We start from the raw sequence: 17996 nt of genomic DNA, 5'->3' as shown, positions 1-17996 counted from the left end.
GGTGCGAGGACTCGGAGGCTTTCGGATAGAATTCGCATTATATCGTGCCACCCTCAGGCGCGTTTCGGATTGGAGATTGGCAATGCCTGACTATCGTTCCCGCACCTCGACCCACGGTCGCAACATGGCTGGCGCCCGCGCCCTGTGGCGCGCAACGGGCATGAAGGATGGCGACTTCGGCAAGCCGATCATCGCTGTCGTCAATTCCTTTACCCAGTTCGTCCCGGGTCACGTGCACCTCAAGGACATGGGACAGCTGGTGGCGCGCGAGATCGAGGCCGCTGGCGGCATCGCCAAGGAATTCAACACCATTGCCATCGACGATGGCATCGCCATGGGTCACGACGGCATGCTCTATTCGCTGCCCTCGCGCGACCTGATCGCCGACTCGGTCGAATACATGGTCAATGGCCACTGCGCCGATGCCATGGTCTGCATCTCGAACTGCGACAAGATCACGCCGGGGATGCTGATGGCGGCGATGCGGGTGAACATCCCGACCATCTTCGTCTCCGGCGGCCCCATGGAAGCCGGCAAGGTCGATTGGGGCGGCAAGGTGATTGCCATCGACCTGGTGGATGCCATGGTCAAGGGTGGCGACAGCAATTGTTCCGACGACGAAGTCGACGCCTTCGAGCGCTCGGCCTGTCCAACCTGCGGTTCGTGTTCCGGGATGTTTACCGCCAACTCGATGAACTGTCTGACCGAGGCGCTCGGCTTTTCACTCCCCGGCAATGGTACCGTTCTCGCCACGCACGCGGATCGCAAGGGGCTTTTTCTCGAAGCGGGCCGGCAGATCGTCGAACTGTGTCGCCGCTACTATGAGCGCGACGATGCCTCGGTGCTGCCGCGTGCGATCGGCAGTTTCGAAGCCTTTGAGAACGCCATGACGCTCGACGTATCGATGGGCGGCTCGACCAACACCGTGTTGCATATTCTGGCGGCGGCGCAGGAGGGCGCGGTGAACTTTACCATGGACGACATCGACCGCATCTCGCGCAAGGTGCCGTGCCTGGCCAAGGTGGCGCCGGCGACACCCGATTACCATATCGAGGATGTGCACCGTGCCGGCGGAATTTTCTCCATTCTCGGCGAGCTCGACCGCGCAGGACTGATCCATCGCCAGCAGCCGACGGTGCACGCCAGCACCCTCGGTGAGGCGATCGACCGCTGGGACGTGATTCGCAACCAGGACCCGGCGCTGATCGAATTCTTCCGGGCAGCACCCGGCGGCATCCCGACGCAGACCGCTTTCTCGCAAAACAGGCGCTATCCGGACCTCGACGTGGATCGCGCCCATGGCTGCATTCGCAACCGGGAGCATGCCTACTCACAGGATGGTGGCCTGGCCGTGCTGTATGGCAATCTGGCGACCGACGGTTGCATCGTGAAGACTGCGGGTGTTGACGAAAGCATCTGGGTGTTCACCGGCAAGGCGCGGGTGTTCGAAAGTCAGGACGATGCCGTGCAGGCGATTCTTGGCGACCTGGTCCAGGCGGGTGACGTGGTGGTCATCCGCTACGAAGGGCCGAAAGGCGGCCCGGGCATGCAGGAAATGCTTTATCCAACGTCCTACCTGAAATCCAAGGGGCTGGGAAAAGCCTGCGCCCTGCTCACTGACGGCCGTTTTTCGGGCGGCACTTCCGGTCTGTCGATTGGGCACGCTTCACCGGAGGCCGCTGAAGGCGGGGCGATCGGCCTGGTCGAAGAGGGGGATGTGATCGAAATCGACATCCCTGGTCGCCGCATTCACCTGGCCATAACGGAAGCCGAAATGGCCAGGCGTCGTGCCGACATGGACGCCCGCGGCGACGCTGCCTGGCAGCCCGCAGCTACGCGTCAGCGAGTGGTTTCAAAAGCCTTGCAGGCGTATGCGCTGATGGCGACATCGGCGGCGACCGGCGCCGTGCGCGATCTGGAACAGCTGAAGAGGCGCTGATCTGGGAGCGCCAATGCCCTTTGACCTCTGGCTCGGTTTCCTGCTGGCGGCGCTGGTGATCTCGGTTACACCGGGCCCGGGAGCGGTGACCAGCATGAGTGCCGGATTGCAGTACGGCTACTGGGTCGCTCTGCGCGCAATCCTCGGCCTGCAGGCCGCTTTGTTGATACAGCTGATGGTCGTCGCGGCCGGGCTCAACGTGTTGCTGGCGACTTCGGCTTTCGTCTTCGATCTGGTCAAGCTCGCTGGTGCGGCCTATCTGATCTGGCTGGGCATCGAAAAATGGCGGGCGCCGATAGCGGGAATCGATCAGGCAGGGGTTGTGCCGGCCCCTGCCAACGGTCTTTTCTGGCAGGGCTTGCTGGTCAATCTGAGCAATCCGAAGGCCATTCTCTTCATCGCCGCGCTGGTGCCGCAGTTTGTCGACGCGGGAAGCCCGCAGTGGCCGCAGTTCCTGCTCATCGGGATTACCATGTGTGCGGTCGACATCCTCGTCATGTCCGGCTATGCGCTGCTGGTGTCGCGACTGCGCCGCTGGCTGCGCGACGCACGCGCATTGCGGACGCAGAATCGTCTTTTCGGGGGCTTCTTCATCATCGCAGGTCTCCTCCTCGGCGCTTCGAGCAGGCATTGACACCGGCCGTAGCGGCCGCGAGGCGGGCAGCAACTGCCGGGCGCTGTCAACGCTCCGTGCTGGAAATGCGTTATGTGCGCTAACGTTTGCGCCACCGGTAACGCGAATCAACGGGCTTTGCAAGCGGGCCAAACTGAAATAATATCGCGGCGTACCAAACCATCTTTCTGAACGGAGTAAGAGTATGAAAGCGATCTACGTGAGCCTGCTGGCTGCTGCCGGCGTAATGTCTGCCGGTGCCGTCCAGGCTGAAGACGCAGCGGCCCTGGCCAAGTCCAAGAACTGCATGACCTGCCACCAGGTGGACAAGAAGGTCGTCGGTCCGTCGTACAAGGACGTGGCCAACAAGTACACCGCCAAGGATGAGCCCATGCTCGCCGAGAAAATCATCAAGGGTGGCAAGGGGGCCTGGGGCCCGGTGCCGATGCCGCCGAACAAGGTCACGCCCGAAGAGGCCAACACCCTGGCCAAGTGGGTCCTCAGCCTGAAGTGATCGCTGCATGAAGAAAAACCGGCCCAGTGCCGGTTTCCTGTTTTTGGGCCGCCAAGCAAGCGCCATGCATCTCGAAAGCAGATATGCATGTTGACAAGCTCATGATGTGCTTGGACAATCGCCCGTTCGCTACCTTATTAAAAACACAAAATTGGAGATGACACCTATGAATCAAGTACGTATGCCTGGCGTTCTGATCGCTCTGGCCGCGTCTGTGGCGCTGATTGGTTGTGGCAAGAAGGAAGAGCCCAAGGCCGCGGCAGCTGCGGCACCTGCGGCAGCTGCCGCGCCGGCGCCGGCGGAAATGATTGTCAAAATCGGCCACGTTGCGCCGCTGACCGGCCCGATCGCCCACCTCGGCAAGGATAACGAGAACGGTGCTCGCATGGCGGTCGACGACGCCAATGCACAAAAAATCACCATCGACGGCAAGCTGGTCAAGTTCGAACTCCTCGGTGAGGATGATCAGGCCGACCCGAAGACCGGCACGGTCGTTGCCCAGAAACTGGTTGATGCCAAGGTCGTCGGTGTCGTCGGTCACTTGAATTCGGGGACCACCATCCCGGCCTCTTCCATCTATAACCAGGCTGGCCTGCCGCAGATCTCGCCATCGGCGACCAATCCGAAGTACACCCAGCAGGGCTTCAAGACCGCCTTCCGGGTGATGGCCAACGACGTTCAACAGGGCTCGGTGGTCGGTACCTACGCGGCCAAGGACCTGGGCGCCAAGACCATCGCCATCATTGATGACCGCACGGCCTACGGGCAGGGTCTGGCGGACGAAGTCGAGAAGGCTGCCAAGGCCAACGGCGCGACAGTCGTTGCGCGTGAGTTTACCAACGACAAGGCCATCGACTTCAAGGCCATTCTCACCAAGATCAAGGCAACCAATCCCGACGTGATCTTCCTCGGCGGCATGGACGCGGTCGGCGGCCCGATGCTCAAGCAGATGAAGGAACTGGGCATCAACGCACAGTTCACCACCGGTGACGGCGGTTGCTCGCCCGAGCTGATCAAGCTTGCCGGGGTGGCGTCCGAAGGCGTCATCTGTACGCAGGCCGGCTTGCCCGCTGACAAACTCCCGAATGGTCAGAAATTCCTCGCCGACTTCACCAGCAAGTATGGCCAGATTCAGATTTACTCGCCGTACAGCTACGACGCCGTGATGGTCCTGATCGACGCCATGAAGCGCGCCAATTCGGTTGATCCCGTCAAGTATCTGCCGGAAGTCGGCAAGACCTCGTACGACGGGGTGACCGGCAAAGTCGAGTTCGACGAAAAAGGCGACATCAAGAACGGCGCAATCACCGTTTTCGAGATCAAGGATGGCAAGCTGGTCACTCTGAAGAGTGAAGGCGGCGCCATGGCTGCAGCTGCTCCCGCCGCTGCTCCCGCTACGGAAGCCAAGAAGTAAACCTGGCAACCGGCACCCGGGGACGACAGCTTTGCTGCCGTCCCCGCGCTTACCTGCATCCGCTCAGCATGAGCCGGGCCTGATGCCCGCACGCCCGATTCCTGGCGCCATGAGTCGGAACCTGCGGTTCGCCCCACGCACCTTGTTGCGGAAAGCTCGACCATGGACACTCTCCTCCAGCAACTGATCAACGGCCTTACTCTCGGCGCGGTCTACGCGCTTGTCGCTCTCGGCTACACGATGGTCTACGGCATTATCGGCCTGATCAACTTCGCCCACGGTGAAGTGGTGATGATCGGCACGATGGTCGCTTTCACGGTCATTGTTTCGCTTGCCGGTTCCGGCATGCCGCCGCTACTCATTCTCGGCATTGGCCTGCTGATTTCGGTGCTGGTGTGCATGGTGCTCGGCTGGTTCCTGGAACGGGTCGCCTATCGCCCTCTGCGTGGTGCGCCGCGGCTGACGCCGCTGATCACCGCTATTGGTATGTCGATGGTCTTGCAGAACGTGGCCATGATCATCTGGGGCCGGAACTACATTACGTTTCCGCCAATGATCGAGAAGCACATTTTCCATATCGGTGGCGCGACTTTCACCAACGTGCAGGTGGCCATTGTTACCATCGCCGCTCTGGTGATGTCCGGTCTGATCTATCTGGTGCACCGTACGCGCCTCGGCATGGCCATGCGCGCAACGGCGCAGAACCCGCAGGTGGCCTCGCTGATGGGCGTCGATATCAATCGCGTCATTGCCATGGCTTTCATCATCGGCTCGGCGCTGGGTGCCGTTGCTGGCTGTATGGTCGGTTCGTATTACGAAATTGCGCATTACCAGATGGGCTTCATGCTCGGTCTGAAGGCTTTTACGGCAGCTGTTCTGGGCGGTATCGGCAACCTCGCCGGGGCCATGGCTGGCGGTATTCTGCTGGGCGTGATCGAGGCCCTTGGCGCGGGCTACATCGGGCAACTGACGGGTGCCTTTCTGGGTAGCCACTACCAGGACATTTTCGCCTTCGTGGTCCTGATCGTGGTTCTCATGTTCCGTCCCTCGGGTCTCTTTGGCGAACGTACGGGAGATCGCGCATGAACGGCCAAGTCAAGACGTCTGTTCCCTGGCAGCGGCATTGGCTGGCTGTGGTGCTGATCACCGTGGTCCTGCTGGCCGTTCCTTTCGTTGCCGCCCTGGGTGGCCAGGCCTGGGTACGCATCGCGAACTTCGCGATTCTTTATATTTTCCTGGCGCTGGGCCTGAATATCGTCGTCGGCTACGCCGGCTTGCTGGACCTCGGTTACGTTGCCTTTTACGCCGTCGGCGCCTACGTCTATGCTTTGCTGGCATCGCCACACTTCGGGCTGCACCTGCCATTCTGGGTCATTTTGCCGCTCGGAGCCGGTGTCGCCTGTCTCTTCGGGATGCTGCTCGGTGCGCCGACGCTTAAGTTGCGGGGTGACTACCTGGCCATCGTCACGCTCGGCTTCGGCGAGATCGTGCGCATCTTCTTGAACAATCTGAATGCGCCAATCAACGTCACCAATGGTGCGCAGGGGATTACCCTGATCGACCCGATCAGGATCGGTGATTTCTCGTTTGCCGACACGACGACCATCTTTGGCCTGCAAATCTCGGGACCCCAGAAGTACTACTACCTGTTGGTGGCGCTGGCGATCATGGTGATCATCGTCAATGTCCGCTTGCAGAATTCTCGGGTCGGCCGTGCCTGGCAGGCGATTCGCGAGGATGAGGTGGCCGCCAAAGCCTGCGGGATCAACACCCGTAACATCAAGCTGCTGGCTTTTGCCATGGGGGCTTCCTTCGGAGGCATCGCCGGCGGCGTCTTTTCGGCGATGCAGGGCTTCGTCAGCCCCGAGAGTTTCTCGCTGATGGAGTCGATCACCATCCTGGCGATGGTCGTTCTCGGCGGCATGGGGCATATCCCCGGTGTCATTCTCGGGGCGATCCTGCTGACCGCACTTCCCGAGGTCTTGCGCTATGGCATCGAGCCGCTGCAGGATGCCCTCTTCGGGCGCATGATCATTGATCCGGAAAGCTTGCGAATGCTCATCTTCGGCCTGTCGATGGTGCTCGTGATGCGCTTTCGGCCGGCTGGTCTGTGGCCTTCGCCACAACGCCGTCGCGAACTTGCCGAGAGCACGCGTTGACCATGAGCGAACCACAGATTCTTCTCGAAGCCCACGACGTGGCCAAGCATTTTGGCGGCGTCAAAGCCTTGCACGATGTTTCGCTGACCATTCGGCGAGGTGAGATCTACGGCCTGATCGGTCCCAACGGAGCCGGCAAGACGACCTTTTTCAACTGCCTGACCGGTCTCTACAAGAACGAGAGCGGCCATTTCGTCTTCGACGGCGTAAAGCTGGCCGCCGACGCTCCGCACAAGGCGGCCGAAGTCGGGATTGCGCGCACTTTTCAGAACATTCGCCTGTTCGGCAATATGTCGGCGATCGAGAACGTGATGGTCGGACGGCATCTGCGTACGCATGCGGGAGTGCTTGGTGCGATCATTCGCAATCGGGCGACGATGGTTGAAGAGGCGGCGATTACTCGGCGTGCCGAGGAGCTTTTGCACTACGTCGGTATTCACGAACGGGCGCACGATCTGGCCAAGAACCTTTCCTACGGCGACCAGCGCCGGCTCGAGATTGCCCGTGCCCTGGCCACCGAACCCAAGTTGCTGGCGCTCGATGAGCCCGCTGCGGGGATGAACGGCACCGAAACCGAAGCCTTGCGCGTACTGGTCGAGGGCATTTGCCGGGATGGCGTGACGGTCTTGCTGATCGAGCACGACGTCAAGCTGGTGATGGGTTTGTGCGGGCGGGTGGCGGTACTCGACTACGGCGAAAAGATCTGTGAGGACGTCCCCGCGGTGGTGCAGAAGGACGCTCGCGTCGTCGAGGCCTACCTCGGTGGCTCGGTCGCCTGAAGGAAAAGAAAAATAATGCTTGAAGTTACCGGACTACGCGTTTCCTACGGTGGGATCCAGGCCGTTCGCGGCATCACGTTTCACGTCAATGAGGGCGAGATGGTGGCTCTGATCGGTGCCAACGGCGCCGGCAAGAGCAGTACCCTGCGCGCCTTGGCACGGTTGCTCGATCCTGTGGGCGGCAGTATTCGCTATCGTGGGAAGGAGCTTGTCTCGCTGCCGCCGTATCAGTTGGTCGGCGAAGGGATCGCGCTGGTGCCCGAAGGCCGCGGTGTTTTTCCGCGCATGAGCAGCCTCGAAAACTTGCGCATGGGCGCCTATGCCCGCAATGACAAGGCCGAAATCGAACGCGATCTGGAGCACGTTTTGGCCCACTTCCCTCGTCTCAAGGAGCGCGCCCAACAGATCGCCGGGACCCTTTCCGGTGGCGAACAGCAGATGCTGGCCATCGGTCGCGCGCTGATGAGCAAACCCAAGCTGATGCTGCTCGACGAACCTTCGATGGGTCTCGCGCCGATCATGGTGCAGAAGATTTTTGAGGTCATTCGTACGGTGTCGCGGGAGGGTATGACCATTCTGCTCATCGAGCAGAACGCCAAGCTGGCATTGGAGGTCAGTCAGCGTGGTTACGTCATGGAGAGCGGCGAAATTACCATCACCGACGAGTCGAAGAAACTACTCGCCGACCCGAAGGTACGCGCCGCCTACCTCGGCGAGTAGTGCCGCAGAGTCGCCGCAGAGTCGCAGAGCCGCAGTCATCGCGACGCCATTGCCGCCGCTTGCGGCGATAGCAGCAGACCGATCGCTCTACCTGCCTGCTAGAACTCCATCGCTTCGGCGAACGCCTGTGCCTGCAGTTGCGCGCGATTGAACTGGTCTGCCGTCAGGCCGAGCATTGCCGCCTGTTCGGCAATCAACTCGCCCTGATCACCTTCGCTGGACAGGGCCAGTTCGAGGAAGGGCAGATAGCGACCGCCATGTCCGAGCAGCGCATCGCAGATCGCATCGGGTAGGCGCATGGCGTCGAGTGCCTGCTCCATGCCGACGCCAAGCAACACGTCGAGCAAGGAGAAAGCCCCGGTAATGAAGAGGTTGTCGTACTCCGCTTTGTCGACCAGTCCGGCTGAGAGGAACTCCATCAGCCGGCCTCGCAGCAAGGCGGTGTACATCAGCGCCGGTGCCATCGGGTCCTTGCTGGCGGTGGCCAGCAGCAGTGACAACCAGCGATTTAGCTTGTCGTAGCCGAGCATGTTGACGGCGTGGCTGAAGGACTGGATTTCGCAGGACAGGCCAAAGCCGGCCGAGTTGATGTAGCGCAACAGCTTGTAAGACATCGCTACGTCGTGCTTGAGCGCGGCCTCGACGTCCCGAGTGTCAGCATTCTGACGGACCAGATTGAGTACCCGTACGATGTTCGTCTGCGCCGGAGTGAGCGTCTTGGTGAGTTGGACGCTCGGCCTGGTGAAGAACCATCCGGCGGCAGCGGTCATGCCGCCATCCATGCAGGCTCGGAAATCCTCACTGCTCTGGATATTCAAAGCGATCCCCATGCCGTAGTTTTTGGTGCGTGCCGCCAGCAGTTTCAGCTGCGCGAGCGTGAACTGTTTGGCGTCAAAGGCGATGAAGCGAAACGGCACATCGACCGCTAGCGCTTTCGTGGCTTGCGCATCAAAAAGCAGACAGGCGGTTGGCTGCCAGGTTTGCAGGGCAGCAATCAGGTCGGGTCCGTCGGCACCGAGCAGGGCTGCGGCGGGTAGTTCAATGGCCGCGTTGTCGGGGGCCGACCAGTCCAGCAAGCCGGCGTCGCATTTGCTGCCGCAGCTGATGAACACCGTTTTCTCGCTTCGCGTCCAGATGTCGTCCAGGGCACCAAGAGCATTCGCGGCATCCTGCATGCTCGCGTGCTTGCCGAGGTGGAGCGTGAGACGGCTGGCGATGATCCTGCTCTGACGATTGAGCAGCGGTTGGCGGGACATGAAGACCTTATTCATATTGGCCGACCTTTCGGTCCGTAGTATTGATGGTATCGATCGCCGCGACGGTGTCGGACGCAAAGTCGAAAGAGTCGGCGAAGAACTCCTCCGCCGGCAAGTGGCAGAGCGTCTGGAAATCCTGCCTGGCGGCGGCGACCATCGCTGGCGAGCCGCAAACGTAGGCCTGATAGCCGGACAGGTCGGGATGGTCTGCCATAGCGGCTTGATGAACGAGGCCGCGGCGGCCCTTCCAGCACTCGTCCGCGGGCGCGTCAGAGAGTACCGGGATGAAACGCAACTGTGGATGCTGCGCCGGCCACTGTTCGGCGAGCGGCAAGAGGTAGAGGTCGGCTGGCTGGCGGCCACCCCAATAGATGAACATCGGGCGCTCGTTCTTTTCCGCAATTGCTTGTTGAACGATGGCCTTGATCGGTGCGAAGCCGGTACCGCCGGCGACCAGGAGGATCGGCTTGTGCGAGTCGGAGCGCAGGAAAAAGCTCCCCTGCGGCCCACGCAGGCGTAGCAAATCGCGTTCCTTCAGGGTGTCGAATACGTGCCCGGTGAACTGTCCCCCGGGTATGTGGCGGACATGCAATTGCAGAAAAGCGTCCTCGTGCGGCGCATTGGCAATGGAAAAAGCCCGCCGCTTGCCTTCCTTGAGCAGGATGTCCACGTATTGCCCGGCGAGAAACTGCAGACGCTCGCTGGCCGGCAGCTTGAGTTCGATGATCATGACATCCGGGGCCGCTCGGGTCAGGCTATGCACACGTGCGGGCAGGGTTCGGATCGGAATGTCATCGAGGGAGCGGATCTCCCGGCTTTCGATGACCAGGTCGCTGCACGCCATGGCGCAGCAGAAGAGGGCGTCACCGGCATGGCGGTCGGCCTCGCTGAGGACATCGAGCGCTGCCTTGCCATGCGCTACCTGGCCGCTCAGCACTTTGCCCCGACAAGAGCCGCAAACGCCATCGCGACAGCCGTAGGGAAGGCATAGGCCCTGGCGCAGCGCAGCATCCAGAATCGTTTCCTCTGGCTGTGCTTGAAAACTGTGCTGGCTCGGCTGAACGCTGACCTGAAAACTCATTGCCTCTCCGCTGCTGTACGAATCCGGTAAAATTGCGCGGTGCAAAAACTATTGATCGTCGGTTGTGGAGATATTGCCCGCCGTCTCCTGCCCCGGCTGCTTGGCCACTACCGCGTTTTCGCCCTGGTCCGCGACGCGGAACAAGTCGCCTTCTGGCGCGACAAGGGCGCCAGACCCGTGCTTGCCGACCTTGATCGACCCGATAGCCTGCGGCGTATTGCCGGTCTGGCGCAGATCATCATCCATCTGGCGCCGCCCGCGACGTGCAAGCCGACAGGTGGGGCGAGCGATCGGCGCGACACCCGCACCCGCTGGCTACTTGCCGCACTTGCAAGTGGGATGAGTCTACCACAGCGCATCGTGTATATAAGTACGTCGGGGGTCTATGGCGACTGCTCCGGCGAACGGGTGGACGAGACGCGAGTACTCTGCCCAGGCACCGCCCGCGCCCACCGCCGCGTTGATGCCGAACGTCAGCTGCGAGCTTTCGGCCGGCACGGCGGCGTCGCCGTCAGCATCCTGCGGGTGCCCGGGATCTACGCCGCTGACCGTTTGCCGATCGAACGTCTGCGGCGCGGCGTCGCGGCGCTGCGCGAGGCCGACGATGTCTATACCAATCACATCCATGCCGATGATCTGGCGATGATGACCTGTGCCGCGCTGCGCTACGGCGGCAGTAACCGCGCCTACAACGCAACGGATGATTCAGAGATCAGGATGGGCGACTATTTTGATCTCGTTGCCGATCGTTTTGATTTGCCCAGAGTGCCACGTCTGTCGCGTGACGAGGCGCAAGAGCAGCTCTCGGCCCTACAACTGTCGTTCATGAGTGAATCACGTCGGCTGCTCAACCAACGCGTCAAGAAAGAGCTCCGGGTCAGGCTGCACTATCCGCGCGTCGAGGACGGTGTGGCCGCGGCCGCAAACGGTCATGACTTTCACATTAACGGTCATGACTCGTGGAAACACCCCACATCATGAAAGCCATGACCGTTTCCCTCTTCTCCTGGCCCTTCTCCCGCAAGGGGAGACGGGAGTTTCGTGAGTCGCGTACGCGACTTTCACATTAAGGAAAGGAAGTCTGCGTGCTGCTAGCCAAGGTTCTGCATCTGTGGATGGTGGTCAGCTGGTTCGCCGGCCTGTTCTACCTGCCGCGTATTTTTGTCAATCTGGCGATGGTCGAGCGCGGTAGCGACAAAGAGCGCAAGCGCCTATTGATGATGGCTGAAAAGCTCTACCGCTTCATGACGCCGATCGGCGTTCTGGCGATTGCTCTTGGTCTCTGGTTGTGGTTTGGCTACGGTTTTTCGGGTGGCTGGCTGCACGCCAAGACCGCGCTGGTGGCGTTGCTGATTGCCTATCACGCTTATTGTGGTCGCCTGTTACAGGGCTTCAAGGATGACCGCATCAAGCGTAGTGATGTCTGGTTCCGCTGGTTCAATGAAGTGCCAGTGCTTTTGCTGCTGGCGGCGATTTATCTCGCCGTCTTCAAGCCTTTTTAGTTCGTAGCGATCGGAGACAATCGTGGAAACCTTCTTTGCAAGCTGCCCGCGTGGTCTCGAGACCCTGCTCGCCGACGATCTGCTGGCGGCCGGTGGGCGTGATTTGAAACAGATCTCCGGTGGGGTGCATTTCCTCGCCGACTGGCGGGCCTGCTACCGCGCCAATCTTCACTCGCGAATTGCCACCCGTATCCTGTGCCGGGTGGCGCACGGCCGTTATGCGAAGGAGGAGGATATCTACCAATTGGCGCTCGAGACCGCATGGCCAAAATGGTTCGTTCCGGAGCAAACGATTCGGGTCGATGTCAATGCGGTTAAGAGTCCTCTGAAGAGCATCGAGTTTGTCACGCTACGGATCAAGGACGCGGTTTGTGATCGTTTTCGCCGTGACTTCGGCCGCCGTCCAAGCGTGGACACGCGGCAACCGGACGTGCGTATCCAGGGCTTCATCAGCAGCGACGAGTGCACGCTTTATCTTGATACTTCGGGGGCGCCGCTCTATCAGCGCGGCTTTCGCCAGAAGAGCGTCGAAGCGCCGTTGCGCGAAAACCTCGCCGCCGGCATTTTGCGCCTCAGCGGCTGGCAGCCAGGCATTCCTCTGCTTGACCCGATGTGTGGCAGTGGCACTTTTCTGATCGAGGCCGCCCAGATAGCGCTTGGCGTGGCAGCGGGGGCCAGGCGGGATTTTGCTTTCCAGGAGCTGCGCAATTTTGATTCGGTGGCCTGGAAAACCCTCTATGACGCGGCGCGCGCCGGCGAAAAACCGCTTGCCAGTGCCGGAATTTTCGGCAGTGACATTTCGCCGGTGGCGGTGCGCGCTGCGCTGGCCAACCTCGACCGTGCCGGGCTGCTGCCTGCGGTCAGCCTGCGGTCGGGGGATTTGCTTGACATCGAGGCGCCTGCTGGCAGCGGAATCATGGTCAGCAATCCGCCTTACGGCGAGCGCGTCTCCAGTGATGACGAACTGGCCGCGTTCTACCCCTTGCTGGGCCAGGCGCTCAAGCAAGGCTTTGCCGGCTGGACCTGTTATCTGATCAGCGCCGACACCCGTTTGCCGAAGATGATGCGCTTGACTCCCAGCAAGAAGACGCCCTTGTTCAACGGTGCGCTTGACTGCCGCCTGTACGAATTCAAAATGGTCGCCGGCAGCAACCGCGGCAAGGCCGGGGTGAAAGCCGTGTAGTGGATTGGGCGCGCGTGCCGCCCGCCGTCTTAATGTGAAAGTCGCGCAAGCGACTCACCAAGCTCCCTTCTCCCCTCGCGGGAGAAGGGTCGGGGAAGAGGGAAAACGGTCATGACTTTCATGATCTGAGGTGTATGCATTGTCATGACCGTTAGACGATATCCAGATGGCCGATGCCGGCGGTGAGGTCGCGGTCTTGCGATTCCTTGCCGTGCAACTTGATCTGCAGGCGTAGATCGTTGAGCGAGTCCGCGTTGCGCAAGGCGTCCTGATAGTTGATCTGACCGCCTTCGTAGAGATCGAACAGCGCCTGGTCGAAGGTCTGCATGCCCAGTTCGCGCGAGCGCTTCATGACCTCCTTGATCTCGTGCACCTGTCCCTTGAAGATCAGGTCGGAGATCAACGGCGAGTTCAGCAGCACCTCGATTGCTGGTACTCGTCCCTTGCCGTCCTTCTTCGGCAGCAGGCGCTGCGAGACCAGCGCACGCAGATTCAGGGAAAGGTCCATCAACAACTGGTGACGGCGCTCTTCGGGGAAAAAGTTGATGATCCGGTCGAGCGCCTGATTACTGCTGTTGGCATGTAGCGTGGCCAGGCAGAGGTGCCCGGTCTCAGCGAAAGCAACGGCGTAGTTCATGGTCTCCCGGTCTCTGATTTCGCCCATCATGATCACGTTCGGTGCCTGCCGCAGGGTGTTCTTCAGCGCCACTTCCCAGGAGTCGGTGTCAACGCCGATTTCGCGTTGCGTGACGATGCACTTCTTGTGCTCGTGCACAAACTCGATCGGGTCTTCTATGGTGATGATATGGCCATAGCTATTGCAGTTACGGTGATCAAGTAGTGCGGCCAGTGACGTGGTTTTTCCCGTGCCGGTGCCGCCGATGAAGATGACCAGGCCGCGGCTGGTCAGTGAGATGTCCTTGAGGACCGCTGGCAAGGCCAGTTCGTCCAGGGTTGGCACCACCAGGTTGATCGTCCGGCAGACCACCGCGACGCGCCCCTGTTGCACCAGCGCATTGACGCGAAAGCGACCGATGCCCGATGGTGAAATGGCGAAGTTGCATTCCTTTTTTTCTTCAAACTCGGTCGCTTGACGGTCGTTCATGATCGAGCGTGCAAGCTCGGCAGAGTGCTGCGGCAGTAGCGGCTGGTTGGATACCGGCATGACCTTGCCGTCGATCTTGATCGCCGGCGGGAAATGGGCGGTGATGAACAGGTCGGAACCGTTCTTCTGCGTCATTAGCCGCAGCAGTTCGTGCATGAACTTCAGCGCTTGGTCGTGCTCCATGCTTTCTCTCCTGCTCGCGAAGCGGGTCTAGACGTTGGCGAAGGTGTCTTTGTTGGCGGCCTTGCTCTTGGCTTCCACTGCCGAAACGATATTGCGCCGGACGAGTTCGACCAGGTTCTGGTCAAGCGTTTGCATACCATGTTGCTGACCGGTCTGTAGTGCCGAGTACATCTGCGCCACCTTGTTCTCGCGGATCAGGTTGCGGATTGCCGGCGTGCCGAGCATGATCTCGTGCGCGGCGACCCGCCCCTGGCCATCCTTGCTCTTCAGTAGCGTTTGCGAAATCACCGCGCGTAGCGACTCGGAAAGCATCGAGCGAACCATTTCCTTCTCGGCAGCCGGGAAGACGTCGACGATACGGTCGATGGTCTTGGCCGCGCTCGATGTGTGCAGTGTGGCGAATACCAGGTGTCCGGTTTCGGCGCCGGAGAGTGCCAGGCGGATGGTTTCCAGATCGCGCATTTCGCCAACCAGGATGACGTCCGGGTCCTCGCGCAGCGCCGAGCGCAGCGCATTCTGGAATGACAGCGTATGCGGTCCGACTTCGCGCTGGTTGATCAGGCACTTCTTCGACTGGTGAACGAACTCGATGGGATCCTCGACGGTCAGGATGTGGCCGTACATGTTCTCATTGACATGATTGACCATCGCCGCCAGGGTGGTTGATTTGCCTGAGCCGGTAGGGCCGGTGACCAGCACGATGCCACGGGGAAACTCGGAGATGCTCTGGAAGATCTTTGGACAGTTGAGCTCTTCAAGGGTCAGCACTTTCGACGGAATCGTCCGGAAGACGGCACTGGCGCCGCGGTTCTGTACGAAGGCGTTGACGCGAAAACGTGCCAGATTCGGGATTTCGAAGGAAAAGTCGCATTCCAGCGTCTCTTCGTACTGTTTGCGCTGGCCGTCGCTCATGATGTCGTACACCCTGGCGTGGACGTCCTTGTGCTCCATCGCCGGCAGGTTGATGCGGCGCACATCGCCATTGACCCGGATCATTGGCGGCAGGCCCGATGACAGGTGCAGGTCGGAAGCCTTGTTCTTGACACTGAAGGCCAGTAGTTCGGTGATGTCCATCCGGTTCGGTCCTCGGGCGGTGGGCGGGGCGCGGTGCTATACTCGCGGTAACCTGCGTAGCTCCCGATTATGACCTTACTCTCCGCCAAGCTGCAAGCCGTTCTCGCGCGAATCGCCAGCGCCGCGCGGCAGTACGGACGTGACCCTGGCGATGTTCGCCTGCTCGCGGTCAGCAAGACCTGGCCTGCTGCGTGCGTTTGTGAGGCGGCACTTGCCGGGCAGGCTGCTTTTGGTGAGAGCTTTGTCCGGGAAGGTCTCGAGAAAGTGGGGGCACTAGCTTCCCTGGGGCTGGACTGGCATTTTATCGGTGCCGTGCAGAGTAACAAGACCCGTTTGCTTGCCGAGAATTTCAACTGGGTGCATTCTATCGACCGCTTGCGAATTGCCGAACGTCTTTCCGAACAAAGGCCTGCGTCACTGCCGCCACTGTCGGTCTGTCTGCAGGTGAATGTCAGTGGCGAGGCCAGCAAGGGCGGGGTTTCGCCTGCCGCAGCCTTGGCCTTGGCGCAGGCGGTTGGCGTGCTGCCAAACTTGCGCTTGCGTGGGCTGATGACCGTTCCTGCGCGCAGTGACGTCTTTCTGGAACAGCGCCGTCCGTTTCGCATGCTGCGTGAACTGTCCGAACAACTGCAAGCCGGCGGGCTGGCGCTGGATACGCTTTCGATGGGTATGTCGCACGATCTGGAAGCGGCGATCGCCGAGGGAGCAACCTTGGTGCGTGTGGGTACCGCGATTTTTGGTGAGAGACACAAAGCATGAGAATTACTTTCCTGGGTGGCGGCAATATGGCCAACGCCTTGATCGGTGGCTTGGTGAAAACCGGGTTCTCGGCCGCCGATATCGCCGTTATCGAGGTCGGTGCGCAGGGGCGCGCCAAGCTGCGCCTAATGTACGGAATACGTTGTTACGAGGCACCAACAGCCGCTGCGCTCGACTGCGATGCGCTGCTGCTATCGGTCAAGCCGCAGCAAATGCACGCTGCCTGTGCGACGCTCCCCAAGCGCCTCAAGCAGCAATTGATCATCAGCATTGCTGCCGGCTTGCGCCTGGCAGACATTGCTCGCTGGCTCGGCGGCTATAGCAAGATCGTGCGCGCGATGCCCAATACCCCGGCACTGATCGGTGCCGGCATCACCGGCCTGTGCGCGCTGCCGGCGGTCTCGATGGCCGAGCGGTTGGGTGCCGAGCGCATCCTGCAAGCCGTCGGCAGTACGCTGTGGGTGGCCGATGAGGAGCAAATGGACGCCGTTACCGCGGTTTCTGGCAGCGGGCCGGCGTACGTCTTCCTGTTCATCGAGACCTTGCAGCAGGCCGCGACGGAACTCGGTCTGACGCCAGTCCAGGCGCGCCAGTTGGCCATCGAAACGGTACTCGGTGCGGCCAAGCTGGCGGTGCAGTCAGATGAAGCCGCCGCCGTGCTACGTGAGCGTGTCACCTCGAAAGGCGGAACGACCGAAGCCGCCCTGCAAGTGATGGAAGACCGCGGCGTCAGGGAAGGCTTCATCGCTGGCGTGCAGGCGGCCAACGCGCGCAGTCGTGAACTGGGCGTGCTGCTGGGAAAGGATAGTTGATGGCGGGGCAGGCGGTTTTGTTTCTGTTGCAGGTGGTCACCGGTGTGCTGAGCGTTGCGCTGCTGTTGCGCTTTTACATGCAGGCTTTTCGGGTGTCGTTCAACAATCAGGTCGGCACTTTCGTTGTCGACCTGACCAACTGGCTGGTCAAGCCTCTGCGCAAAGCGCTGCCCGGCCTGTGGGGACTCGATCTGGCGAGCCTTTTGCCGGCGTATCTGCTGCAGCTTGTTCTTGTCGTCGCCGTCGTTTCACTACAGGGCGGGAGCGAAGCCCGGTCAGCGCTGGACTTGCTGCCGATTCTGCTCTGGCAGGGCGTGCTGGCTACCCTGCGCATGAGTATCTATCTGCTGATTGGTGCCCTGCTGGTACAGGCCGTATTGTCGTGGGTCAGTCCGTATTCGCCTCTGAGCCAGCCTGTCGGGCAGCTGACCAGGCCTTTTCTCGAGCCTATTCAGCGTTTCGTTCCGCGCATCGGGGTGGTCGACCTGTCGCCCTTGATCGCCATCGTCCTGGCGCAGCTAGTGCTGATGTTTCTCTAGTCGGTGGCCGACTGGCTACGCGAGAGCGGCGCTACGCTGACCCTCAGCATCCATGTTCAGCCGGCAGCAAAGCGTAGCGAAATCGTTGGCCTGCACGGGGACGCGCTGAAAGTCCGCCTGGCGGCGCCTGCGATCGACGGTCGCGCGAATGCCGCGCTGCTCGAATTTTTAGCGCAGCGGCTGGGGCTGGCCAAGTCGCTGGTCGAGCTGAAGAGTGGCCACAACTCGCGTCGCAAGGTCTTGATGTTGCGCGGCGTGTCGGCGGACACGCTACGGCGGCTTCTCGGGCAGTGAGCGGCGCTTAAGGCGATTTCTGTCAAAAAACCTACCATCCTGCTTGTCTTTTCGCCCGTCTTCTGTGTTG

Annotated in this window: 19 protein-coding genes; 15 read left to right on the top strand and 4 right to left on the bottom strand. The window is 61.0% G+C overall.

Annotated features, from left to right (window positions below):
- The first annotated feature begins 82 nt into the window (after positions 1-82).
- The 8 genes from ilvD (at position 83) to QZ648_RS14305 (ending at position 8138) form a co-directional block, all read left to right on the top strand.
- On the top strand, positions 83-1939 hold the full coding sequence (ilvD, locus tag QZ648_RS14340; RefSeq protein WP_291997451.1) for a dihydroxy-acid dehydratase: 1857 nt from the start codon (positions 83-85) through the stop codon (positions 1937-1939).
- Between the two features lie 13 nt (positions 1940-1952).
- The gene (locus tag QZ648_RS14335; protein ID WP_169068290.1) at positions 1953-2573 is read left to right on the top strand and encodes a LysE family transporter; all 621 of its coding nucleotides are present in this window, start codon (positions 1953-1955) and stop codon (positions 2571-2573) included.
- 184 nt (positions 2574-2757) lie between these two features.
- Entirely contained in the window at positions 2758-3066 is a 309-nt protein-coding gene (locus tag QZ648_RS14330; RefSeq protein WP_169068291.1) for a c-type cytochrome, read from the top strand.
- Between the two features lie 166 nt (positions 3067-3232).
- The gene (locus tag QZ648_RS14325; protein WP_291997450.1) at positions 3233-4480 is read left to right on the top strand and encodes a branched-chain amino acid ABC transporter substrate-binding protein; all 1248 of its coding nucleotides are present in this window, start codon (positions 3233-3235) and stop codon (positions 4478-4480) included.
- A gap of 162 nt (positions 4481-4642) precedes the next feature.
- On the top strand, positions 4643-5566 hold the full coding sequence (locus QZ648_RS14320) for a branched-chain amino acid ABC transporter permease (protein ID WP_291997449.1): 924 nt from the start codon (positions 4643-4645) through the stop codon (positions 5564-5566).
- A complete protein-coding gene (locus QZ648_RS14315; protein WP_291997448.1) occupies positions 5563-6639 on the top strand; it encodes an ABC transporter ATP-binding protein in 1077 nt (358 codons plus the stop codon). The genes QZ648_RS14320 and QZ648_RS14315 overlap by 4 nt, the downstream gene beginning before the upstream one ends.
- A 2-nt stretch (positions 6640-6641) precedes the next feature.
- A complete protein-coding gene (locus QZ648_RS14310; RefSeq protein WP_291997447.1) occupies positions 6642-7418 on the top strand; it encodes an ABC transporter ATP-binding protein in 777 nt (258 codons plus the stop codon).
- 15 nt (positions 7419-7433) lie between these two features.
- A complete protein-coding gene (locus tag QZ648_RS14305; protein WP_291997446.1) occupies positions 7434-8138 on the top strand; it encodes an ABC transporter ATP-binding protein in 705 nt (234 codons plus the stop codon).
- A 98-nt stretch (positions 8139-8236) separates the two neighbouring features.
- On the opposite strand, the gene QZ648_RS14300 is transcribed toward QZ648_RS14305, so the two are convergent.
- Together QZ648_RS14300 and QZ648_RS14295 are read right to left on the bottom strand one after the other, a co-directional pair.
- Positions 8237-9409, bottom strand: coding sequence for an HDOD domain-containing protein (locus QZ648_RS14300; protein WP_291997445.1), 1173 nt, complete (start codon positions 9407-9409; stop codon positions 8237-8239).
- The gene (locus tag QZ648_RS14295; protein ID WP_291997444.1) at positions 9402-10475 is read right to left on the bottom strand and encodes a CDP-6-deoxy-delta-3,4-glucoseen reductase; all 1074 of its coding nucleotides are present in this window, start codon (positions 10473-10475) and stop codon (positions 9402-9404) included. The genes QZ648_RS14300 and QZ648_RS14295 overlap by 8 nt, the downstream gene beginning before the upstream one ends.
- Before the next feature lie 39 nt (positions 10476-10514).
- Here QZ648_RS14295 and QZ648_RS14290 point away from each other — a divergent pair, with 39 nt between their 5' ends.
- The 3 genes from QZ648_RS14290 (at position 10515) to QZ648_RS14280 (ending at position 13160) form a co-directional block, all read left to right on the top strand.
- Positions 10515-11456, top strand: coding sequence for an NAD-dependent epimerase/dehydratase family protein (locus tag QZ648_RS14290; protein WP_291997443.1), 942 nt, complete (start codon positions 10515-10517; stop codon positions 11454-11456).
- Between the two features lie 104 nt (positions 11457-11560).
- Positions 11561-11977 (top strand): CopD family protein, encoded by a 417-nt coding sequence (locus QZ648_RS14285; RefSeq protein WP_291997442.1) that lies wholly within the window; start codon positions 11561-11563, stop codon positions 11975-11977.
- Between the two features lie 19 nt (positions 11978-11996).
- Entirely contained in the window at positions 11997-13160 is a 1164-nt protein-coding gene (locus QZ648_RS14280) for a THUMP domain-containing protein (protein ID WP_291997596.1), read from the top strand.
- Positions 13161-13311: 151 nt separating this feature from the next.
- Here the strand turns inward: QZ648_RS14280 and QZ648_RS14275 are convergent, their stop codons facing one another.
- Complete coding sequence (locus tag QZ648_RS14275) at positions 13312-14448, bottom strand: PilT/PilU family type 4a pilus ATPase (protein WP_291997441.1); 1137 nt, start codon at positions 14446-14448, stop codon at positions 13312-13314.
- Positions 14449-14475: 27 nt separating this feature from the next.
- Entirely contained in the window at positions 14476-15522 is a 1047-nt protein-coding gene (locus QZ648_RS14270) for a type IV pilus twitching motility protein PilT (protein ID WP_169067424.1), read from the bottom strand.
- Positions 15523-15591: 69 nt separating this feature from the next.
- Between QZ648_RS14270 and QZ648_RS14265 the strand changes: the two genes are divergently transcribed.
- From QZ648_RS14265 to QZ648_RS14250, 4 genes are read left to right on the top strand one after another with little or no spacing between them, the layout of a single operon-like run.
- On the top strand, positions 15592-16281 hold the full coding sequence (locus QZ648_RS14265; protein WP_169067425.1) for a YggS family pyridoxal phosphate-dependent enzyme: 690 nt from the start codon (positions 15592-15594) through the stop codon (positions 16279-16281).
- Positions 16278-17093, top strand: coding sequence for a pyrroline-5-carboxylate reductase (proC, locus tag QZ648_RS14260; protein ID WP_169067426.1), 816 nt, complete (start codon positions 16278-16280; stop codon positions 17091-17093). The genes QZ648_RS14265 and proC overlap by 4 nt, the downstream gene beginning before the upstream one ends.
- Positions 17093-17632, top strand: a complete 540-nt coding sequence (locus QZ648_RS14255; RefSeq protein ID WP_169067427.1) for a YggT family protein — start codon at positions 17093-17095, stop codon at positions 17630-17632. Before proC ends, QZ648_RS14255 begins: the two co-directional genes overlap by 1 nt.
- Before the next feature lie 3 nt (positions 17633-17635).
- Positions 17636-17926, top strand: a complete 291-nt coding sequence (locus QZ648_RS14250) for a DUF167 domain-containing protein (protein ID WP_291997440.1) — start codon at positions 17636-17638, stop codon at positions 17924-17926.
- Positions 17927-17996: the final 70 nt, after the last annotated feature.

Source organism: Candidatus Accumulibacter sp. ACC012, from assembly GCF_907163155.1.
GTDB classification, from domain to species: Bacteria; Pseudomonadota; Gammaproteobacteria; order Burkholderiales; family Rhodocyclaceae; genus Accumulibacter; species Accumulibacter delftensis.
The sequence above is the reverse complement of the archived record's forward strand: the minus strand, read 5'-3'. Positions and strand labels throughout refer to the sequence as shown.

Coding starts and splice junctions, on each gene's coding strand:
- ilvD (WP_291997451.1), top strand. CDS start 83: ATGCCTGACTATCGTTCCCGCACCTCGACCCACGGTCGCAACATGGCT.
- QZ648_RS14335 (WP_169068290.1), top strand. CDS start 1,953: ATGCCCTTTGACCTCTGGCTCGGTTTCCTGCTGGCGGCGCTGGTGATC.
- QZ648_RS14330 (WP_169068291.1), top strand. CDS start 2,758: ATGAAAGCGATCTACGTGAGCCTGCTGGCTGCTGCCGGCGTAATGTCT.
- QZ648_RS14325 (WP_291997450.1), top strand. CDS start 3,233: ATGAATCAAGTACGTATGCCTGGCGTTCTGATCGCTCTGGCCGCGTCT.
- QZ648_RS14320 (WP_291997449.1), top strand. CDS start 4,643: ATGGACACTCTCCTCCAGCAACTGATCAACGGCCTTACTCTCGGCGCG.
- QZ648_RS14315 (WP_291997448.1), top strand. CDS start 5,563: ATGAACGGCCAAGTCAAGACGTCTGTTCCCTGGCAGCGGCATTGGCTG.
- QZ648_RS14310 (WP_291997447.1), top strand. CDS start 6,642: ATGAGCGAACCACAGATTCTTCTCGAAGCCCACGACGTGGCCAAGCAT.
- QZ648_RS14305 (WP_291997446.1), top strand. CDS start 7,434: ATGCTTGAAGTTACCGGACTACGCGTTTCCTACGGTGGGATCCAGGCC.
- QZ648_RS14300 (WP_291997445.1), bottom strand. CDS start 9,409: ATGAATAAGGTCTTCATGTCCCGCCAACCGCTGCTCAATCGTCAGAGC.
- QZ648_RS14295 (WP_291997444.1), bottom strand. CDS start 10,475: ATGAGTTTTCAGGTCAGCGTTCAGCCGAGCCAGCACAGTTTTCAAGCA.
- QZ648_RS14275 (WP_291997441.1), bottom strand. CDS start 14,448: ATGGAGCACGACCAAGCGCTGAAGTTCATGCACGAACTGCTGCGGCTA.
- QZ648_RS14270 (WP_169067424.1), bottom strand. CDS start 15,522: ATGGACATCACCGAACTACTGGCCTTCAGTGTCAAGAACAAGGCTTCC.
- QZ648_RS14265 (WP_169067425.1), top strand. CDS start 15,592: ATGACCTTACTCTCCGCCAAGCTGCAAGCCGTTCTCGCGCGAATCGCC.
- proC (WP_169067426.1), top strand. CDS start 16,278: ATGAGAATTACTTTCCTGGGTGGCGGCAATATGGCCAACGCCTTGATC.
- QZ648_RS14255 (WP_169067427.1), top strand. CDS start 17,093: ATGGCGGGGCAGGCGGTTTTGTTTCTGTTGCAGGTGGTCACCGGTGTG.